The following is a 7,678-nucleotide window of genomic DNA, read 5'->3' on the forward strand; positions in this document are numbered from 1 at the left end:
CCGCCACCGGTCAATCCAAGCCGACCAAAAGACCGAGCCTCTCCCAATCAGATGGCCTTCATATATGAATAACTTTCCCCGGACAGCCCTGCCGTGAACGGGGAGAAGGAATAGTGGCCAAAAAATCCGACCTTTTGCGCGAGAACGAGTTGATCTACGGCCGGTTGCTGACTATTGACGAGCCGCATCTCATCCAGCGCTACAACAAGGCTTTGGTCGCCTTCGGCCTGAAGCCGACGAAGCTGAAAGGCTTCGAGATCGACCGCACCGGCTTCTCGCCGCAGGTGGCCGAAGAATGCGGCGATTATAACTACCTCGATCCCAACCAGATCAACCGCCGTTTCATCATCCTGACGCCGTCGCAGATCGACCTGCCGGTGGTGCACACCGCCTTTTCCAACACCTCGCAACTGATGTTCGAGTTCATGTCGAAGAATCAGCGCGCCATCGACGCGCTGACCATCAAGGATGTCATCTACGGCGAGATCGAGGATTCGGTCCCCAAGGTCGACGACATCGAGGATCTGCTGTCGATCAACCAGGTCGAGTTCAAGGTGCTGTCGGCGGAGGACGTGCTCGGCAAGGCCGCCGAACTCGGCAAGCTCGTCGATCAGCTGAAGCAGGAGCCGGACGCCTGGCGCGACAGCGCCATGCTCACCCGCATGGTGGAGCTGGCCAAGATCTGCGGCGACATCCGCGAGAACGCGCTGGTGCCGGATCAGGTGATCTTTCGCCACAGCGCCTATTGGACCAGCCATTTCGGCGGGCTCTATGTGTTCATCGACCCTGATATGACGACGGTGATCAGCGACCCGGCAGCACCCGGCTTCCGCCGCTCGCGGCCGTGGCAAGTGAGCTACCTCTCGATCAATGATGCCGACAGGGTGTTCAAGTTCCTCGCCGCGACCGGCCGCATCGAACTGCCGCGTGCCTCGTGGATCGAAACATCGGGCTATCTCGAACATCGCGCCGAGATGGTGGTGCGCGCGCTGATCCGCGACGCCGAGCCCGACCGCAATCTGACCGACGTCGACAAGGTCTGGCTGCAGACCTGGATCCACAGCCATGCCGACCTGATCACCAGGGACGGCAGTTTCCCCTTTCTCAACGCCGCCAAGCGCGAGATCGCTCATCTCGGCTATCTCAAGATCGAGGACGTGTTCCCGCAGCAGCGTTTCCTGGCGATCCGGGCGAAGCCCGGCCATCCCGACGCTTGGCTGACCAACCAGTTGATCTCGGATTTCGTGCCGCAGGACTTCGTCTCGCGCTACGTCTTCAACAAACCGGGATTCTACAGGGACTATGACGGCTTCAGCGACGCCTGGCGATCGCATGTTGTGGACGTTTTGAAAACCACATATCTGAAAGACAAGGTGGCGTTTCGTACACGCCTCTACGGCCTTACCGATTGAATGCCTAACCTTATCGAATTCTTGGCTGACTGACGAGGGGTGACATCGCCATGCTTGATCCGATCGTGAATTTCTTCACACGGATGTTCCAGTGGATCGGCCGCGGCATCGGCTTCGCCGTCGGCGTGATCCTGTGGCCGTTCATATGGGCCGGGCACTGGTACACACAGCGCGGCTGGATCCTGAAGGCGGTGCTCGGCCTCGCCCTGCTCGCGCTGATCGGCCTCTACGGCTACTTCATCTGGAACACGCAGGTCTGGAGCAATTTCAATCCCGCCTATGCGCAGGCATACAATTTCAAGCAGCCGGCCGGAGCCGCTCCGGCCCAGCCCGCTCCTTCCGCCACGGGGGAAACCGCTGGCGTCGAGGGAGAGGTCAAGACCTGCACCAACTCGGCCATAGTCCAGGTCGCGGCTGATCTCATCGACTTCAACGTCAACGAGAACGCCTGGATCTCGTCGATGATACTCTACAAGCTCGGGTTCTTCGGCATGGACTGGGACCGCACGCCGTTTCTCGACAACAAGGCCTCGTTCCAGCGCGGGGTCAATCAGGCCATCCGGCGCACCGCGGTCGAGCTTGTCGACACGCTGGGCCGCGTCCGCGGCACCAGCCAGATCGACCAGAACCTGCAGGATGCGCGCGGCGCGATCACCTTCGACGAGGAAACCTGGTATTTCGGCCTCAGGCCCTTTGGTCCGAAAACCCCGACGCCGAGTTTCTATCGCACGGCGGCGAACAGCCTTCGCGCCTTCAACGACCGGCTCATGAAATGCGAGGTTGTCTTCAACGCGCGCGCCGACAACCTGTTGCAGTTCGTCGACCGGATCGCGAGTGACATAGGCTCGACGTCGGACCTGATCCGCGACCGTTCGCAGAATTTCAACAGCGGCTGGTTCGACACGCGCGCTGACGACCGCTTCTGGTTCGCCTACGGCCAGCTCTACGGCTATTACGGCATCCTGACGGCGGCGCACCACGACTTCCAGCAGATCCTCGACAATCGCGGTCTCACGCCGCTGTGGAACAGCGTGGAAGGCCAGCTCAAGGCCGCGCTCGCCATCCAGCCTTTGATAATTTCCAACGGTCGCGAGGATGGCTGGATCATGCCCACCCACCTTACCACGATGGGATTCTATGTGCTTAGGGTGCGATCGAACCTCGTCGAGGTCAGGTCCGTTCTGGATCGGTGAAGGAAGCGAATGGTGACAGACGTCTTGGCTTGAAATCACCGCTGTCGCTGGTCGAGATCAGCAACGTGTCGAGGCAATAGGTCGGCCGCATCGCGGAGAGCGGAACCTGACTGCCTCGTCGTCGTTCAACCGCTGGGCGGCAGCCAGCGAGGACACGCAATGGATATCCGGGAAGTTGCTCGAAACTTCTATGCCACGATCGACGAGCAAGACTGGGACAAACTGGCCAGTCTGGTTTCCCCAGATCTCGCCGTTCATCTCGGCAGTGCCAACCCGATCGGCTTAGATGACTGGCGCAAATCCCTGACCGAGTTCTTTGCCGGATTCCCGGACGGACATCACGTCATCGACGATTATGTCAGCGATGCCGACAAGGTGGTCACGCGCTGCCGTTTTCAGGGCACGCACACCGGCATCTTCCATGGCGTCGAACCGAGCGGAAATTGCGTCTCGGTTGGTGTGATTCACATTGATCGCATTGAGAACGGCCTCGTGGTCGAACATTTCGGCCAGCTTGACGGCTTGGGGCTGATGCACCAGATCGGCGCATTCTGACGCGACCGCTCGAAGCGCCGACCGGCGCTCGAACCCTGTCGCATTCCGTGCATTCCGCGGCTGTTTTGAGACGGCAGGACTGCGCGTGCTCTGGCTTCTATACGGCGCGACAACCGGGCGAAGATCCGGGACAGGTCGACCGGGAAACACAGAGCCGTCTTTCTCTATAGGAAACATAGTTGCATGCAAGTTGACGCCGCGGCAGCGACAGGGTTAGAACGTGCCCTCGCCTGCTGTGCCAGGCTTTTTCGAACAGGCTTGCGACCACACTGATCAAACCCGTCCCCTTCCACCGTCCAATCCAGAGGAAAGCCGCCATGGCCGAAGTGAAGTCCGACATCGAGATCGCGCGCGCCGCCGACAAGAAGCAGATCCAGGAGATCGGCCAGAAGATCGGCATTCCGAGCGAGCATCTTTTGCCCTACGGCCACGACAAGGCGAAGATCTCGGCCGAGTTCATCAAGTCGGTGAAGGCAAACAAGGACGGCAAGCTGATCCTCGTTACTGCTATTAACCCGACTCCCGCCGGCGAGGGCAAGACGACGACGACGGTGGGCCTCGGCGACGGTCTCAATCGCATCGGCAAGAAGGCGATCGTCTGCATCCGCGAGGCCTCGCTCGGGCCGAATTTCGGCGTCAAGGGCGGTGCGGCCGGCGGCGGCTATGCGCAGGTCGTGCCGATGGAGGACATGAACCTCCACTTCACCGGCGATTTCCACGCCATCACCACGGCGCATAATCTGCTTTCGGCGCTGATCGACAACCACATCTACTGGGGCAACGAACTCGGCATCGACATCCGCCGCGTCGTCTGGCGCCGCGTCATGGACATGAACGACCGCGCGCTGCGCGAGATCATCTGCTCGCTCGGCGGCGTCGCCAACGGCTTTCCGCGCGAGGGTGGCTTCGACATCACCGTCGCCTCGGAAGTCATGGCGATCCTCTGCCTGGCCACCGACCTGAAGGACCTGGAAAAGCGCCTCGGCGACATCATCGTCGCCTATCGCCGCGACAAGTCGGCCGTCTACGCCCGCGACCTCAAGGCCGACGGCGCCATGGCCGTGTTGCTCAAGGACGCCATGCAACCCAACCTGGTGCAGACACTGGAGAACAACCCGGCCTTCGTCCATGGCGGCCCGTTCGCCAACATCGCGCATGGCTGCAACTCGGTCGTCGCCACCACGACGGCGCTGAAGCTTGCCGACTATGTCGTCACCGAAGCCGGTTTCGGCGCCGATCTCGGTGCCGAAAAATTCTTCGACATCAAGTGCCGCAAGGCTGGCCTGAAGCCGGCGGCAGCCGTCATCGTCGCCACCGTGCGCGCCATGAAGATGAATGGCGGCGTCAAGAAGGAAGACCTCGGTAAGGAGAATGTCGAGGCGGTGAAGAAGGGCTGCGCCAATCTCGGCCGTCACGTCGAGAATATCAGGCAGTTCGGCGTGCCGGCGGTGGTCGCCATCAACCATTTCTATTCCGACACCGACGCTGAAATCCAGGCGATGAAGGACTACGTGGCCTCGATGGGCGAAGAGGCGATCCTGTGCAAGCACTGGGCCCACGGCTCGGCCGGCATCGAGGAGCTCGCCGGTAGGGTGGTGGCGCTTGCCGAATCCGGCGCGTCGCAGTTCGCGCCGCTCTATCCCGACGCCATGCCGCTGTTCGAGAAAATCAACACCATCGTCCAGCGCATCTATCGCGGTTCCGAAGCGATCGCCGACAAGTCGGTGCGCGACCAGCTCCACGCCTGGGAACACGCCGGCTACGGCCACCTGCCGGTCTGCATGGCCAAGACGCAATATTCCTTCTCGACCGACCCGAACCTGCGCGGCGCGCCGACCGGCCACACCGTGCCGGTGCGCGAGGTCAGGCTGTCTGCCGGCGCCGGCTTCATCGTCGTCATCTGCGGCGAGGTCATGACCATGCCCGGCCTGCCCAAGGCGCCGTCCTCGGAGAAGATCTTCCTGAACGAGATAGGCCAGATCGAAGGTCTGTTCTAAGGATTTTGATGGCCGGAACGACAAGGGCGCCGCCTCGCTGCGGCGCCCTCTTTGCTTCTCCGCGACAATTTTCTAAGCGGCGCTCCGCGCCAGCGCGCGCTGGTTGGATGCAAAGATCGTGTCGCGTTCGGGCAGCGTACCGGTCTTCAGACAGTCAATCCATTCGGCGGCCTTGAGAACGGCCGCGAAGCGCGATTGCAGGATAACAGTCACCACGCGATGGATGTCCTCGGCCGAGGCGTAGCCGGCGCTGTTTGCATAGGGCACAGAGCCGGTGGCGTCGGACAGGAACTCCACGGCAAAACCCATATGGACAGCGTGGATGACCGTCGACAGATCGCAGTTATGCGTCATGTAGCCGACGACGGTGATCGTATCGATGGCGTTGGCGCGCAACCAGTCCTCGAGGTCCGTACCGGTGAAGGCGCTCGGCAAGGTCTTTTCGACGTAATGATCGCGGCTTCGCCTGGCGATCTGGGGATGCAATTCTGCGCCATAGCTGCCCTTGGCAAAAATCGGCGACGTTTCCGGCGCCAACTGCTTGATAACCACGACCTTGACGCCCGCCTCAATGGCAGCGTCCATCGCCCGCGCTACATTGACGACGCTCTCTCGAAACGGCGGGTGCTGGATGGTGAGGTTGCCGCCGTCATAGTCGTTCTGGATGTCGACGACGATGAGGGCACGGCGCGGCAGTTTGCCGTTGACTGATTCCGACATGGGGTTTTCCTTTCCCGTTTGACATTGATGGGCTGAGGATAGGCTCGGCATCAGCCCGCAAAAAGTGTCCCAATTGACATTGTGCGAAAGAATTGGGACAATCCGAACCTAACCCTCATTGGTGCTCATCATGGCCGATCCGATCGTTGCCGCCATCGCCTTCGATGGCATCAGCCCGTTCCACCTCTCCGTGCCGTGCCTTGTATTCGCAGAGGATCGCACGGCGCTCGGCCTGCCGCGCTTCGACTTCCGGGTCTGCGCGATTGAGAAAGGGCCGATCCGCACCGATGCGGGGCTGACCATCAGCGTCCCGCACGGGCTTTCCGCGCTTGATAGCGCCGACATCATCATCGTACCCAGTTGGAAGAACCTCGAAGTCCCACCGCCAGCGGCACTGATCGAGGCGTTGCGTCGCGCGCACGGGCGCGGCGCGCTGATTGTCGGACTGTGCTTGGGAACATTCGCTGTTGCGGCGACCGGGCTGCTTTCGGGAAGGCGAGCCGCGACGCACTGGGCCTACACGGATCGGCTGCAGGCACTCTATCCCCACATTCTCGTCGAGCCCGAGGTGCTCTACATCGACAATGGCGACGTCGTGACTTCGGCCGGCGTCGCCGCCGGGCTCGACTGCTGCCTGCATATCGTGCGGGCCCGCTGCGGAGCCGAGGCGGCGCTGCGCCTCGCCCGGCAAATCGTGCTTTCTCCTCATCGGCAGGGCGGGCAAGCACAGTTCATAGAACGCCCGATCTCCAGGACCGAAAATGCGGACCGCTTCACCCAAGCCCTCGACGCGGTGCGCAAGACGCTGGGCGAGGCGCACAGCCTGGACAGTGTCGCCGATGCCGCCGGCCTCACCCGCCGGACATTCACGCGCCGCTTTCAAAAATCGATCGGCACCAGCTTCGGCGACTGGCTGACCGATCAGCGCGTCGCGCTGGCGCAGCGGCTGCTGGAAGCGACGGAAAAATCGATGGACATGGTTGCCTTCGAGTCAGGGTTCGGCAGCGCCACATCGCTGCGCCAACATTTCGCGGCGCGGCTCAGGACCACGCCCGCGCAGTACCGGCGCGAATTCTCGAAGAACGCTCAGGACGAGCGCGTGGCGCACGCGCCCAGGTGAGATTTTCGACTGGCGCTCGATCCCAGGACAATCGCTCAGGTTTGCGCTGCCCCTCATTGCCCTGCCGGGCATTTCTCCCCGTATAGTGACCTATCGGATTCACACATCATGAACATCGAGCGTTGCTCCGTATTTGATGGCGGAGAATTCGGCGAGGCCGATGCGCATGACCTTGGGGCCTGGCTTGCCGTAGTAGCCGGTCCAGCCGCCGAGGCGAGCGATAACCCAGGCTGCGAAGGCCAGAGATCCTTTGGGATGGGGATTGCGTTGTCGCTCGGTCTTACCTTCAAGCTTGGCAGAGACGGCTTCGAGAATGGGACGGTCGTCGGGATCGAAAGCATCGCTGAGCCTCTGATCGGTGTTGCCGTCGCGGGCCTGCACGAGTTGCTTGATGGTGACGGCAGCGATCGTGGCGGCGGCGGCGAAGTTGATCATGGCGTGCGGGTCGCCGATGTCGGCTGCCTCGATGTCGAAGCCTGCCGTCTTGAGGGTGCGGAAGAACTCCTCGATGACCCAGCGCGAGCGGTAGAGGTCGACGACACGGCGTGCCTGGGCCACGGTGGCGACACTGTGGGTGGTCAGCAAGCGCCAATGCACCGGTTCGCTGCCGTCTTTCGGCTTCGACACCTCGCGAACATCGACCAGTGTCAAACCGAGCGTCTCGGGCAACGCCGGATCGGC

7 protein-coding genes are annotated in these 7,678 nt (G+C 61.9%); 5 read left to right on the forward strand and 2 right to left on the reverse strand.

The annotated features are described in order from the left end of the window. Window positions 1-113: 113 nt before the first annotated feature. From NKH12_RS29280 to NKH12_RS29295, 4 genes are all read left to right on the forward strand, one after another. Window positions 114-1,412: a DUF6638 family protein gene (locus tag NKH12_RS29280; protein ID WP_352956312.1), complete on the forward strand. Its 1,299-nt coding sequence runs from the start codon at window positions 114-116 to the stop codon at window positions 1,410-1,412. Between the two features lie 50 nt (window positions 1,413-1,462). Continuing rightward, entirely contained in the window at window positions 1,463-2,605 is a 1,143-nt protein-coding gene (locus tag NKH12_RS29285) for a DUF2333 family protein (RefSeq protein ID WP_352956313.1), read from the forward strand. A 159-nt stretch (window positions 2,606-2,764) separates the two neighbouring features. Then, on the forward strand, window positions 2,765-3,160 hold the full coding sequence (locus tag NKH12_RS29290) for an ester cyclase (protein ID WP_352956314.1): 396 nt from the start codon (window positions 2,765-2,767) through the stop codon (window positions 3,158-3,160). A 317-nt stretch (window positions 3,161-3,477) separates the two neighbouring features. Next, a complete protein-coding gene (locus NKH12_RS29295; protein ID WP_352956315.1) occupies window positions 3,478-5,157 on the forward strand; it encodes a formate--tetrahydrofolate ligase in 1,680 nt (559 codons plus the stop codon). Between the two features lie 72 nt (window positions 5,158-5,229). Here NKH12_RS29295 and NKH12_RS29300 read toward each other — a convergent pair whose 3' ends face one another. After that, on the reverse strand, window positions 5,230-5,877 hold the full coding sequence (locus NKH12_RS29300; RefSeq protein WP_352956316.1) for a cysteine hydrolase family protein: 648 nt from the start codon (window positions 5,875-5,877) through the stop codon (window positions 5,230-5,232). A gap of 130 nt (window positions 5,878-6,007) precedes the next feature. Between NKH12_RS29300 and NKH12_RS29305 the strand changes: the two genes are divergently transcribed. Continuing rightward, complete coding sequence (locus NKH12_RS29305) at window positions 6,008-6,997, forward strand: helix-turn-helix domain-containing protein (protein ID WP_352956317.1); 990 nt, start codon at window positions 6,008-6,010, stop codon at window positions 6,995-6,997. A gap of 99 nt (window positions 6,998-7,096) precedes the next feature. On the opposite strand, the gene NKH12_RS29310 is transcribed toward NKH12_RS29305, so the two are convergent. Beyond that, a partial coding sequence (locus tag NKH12_RS29310) for a transposase (protein ID WP_352956318.1) occupies window positions 7,097-7,678 on the reverse strand: 582 nt, incomplete at its 5' end.

This window comes from Mesorhizobium sp. M1322, from assembly GCF_040318085.1.
Classification (GTDB): Bacteria; Pseudomonadota; Alphaproteobacteria; order Rhizobiales; family Rhizobiaceae; genus Mesorhizobium.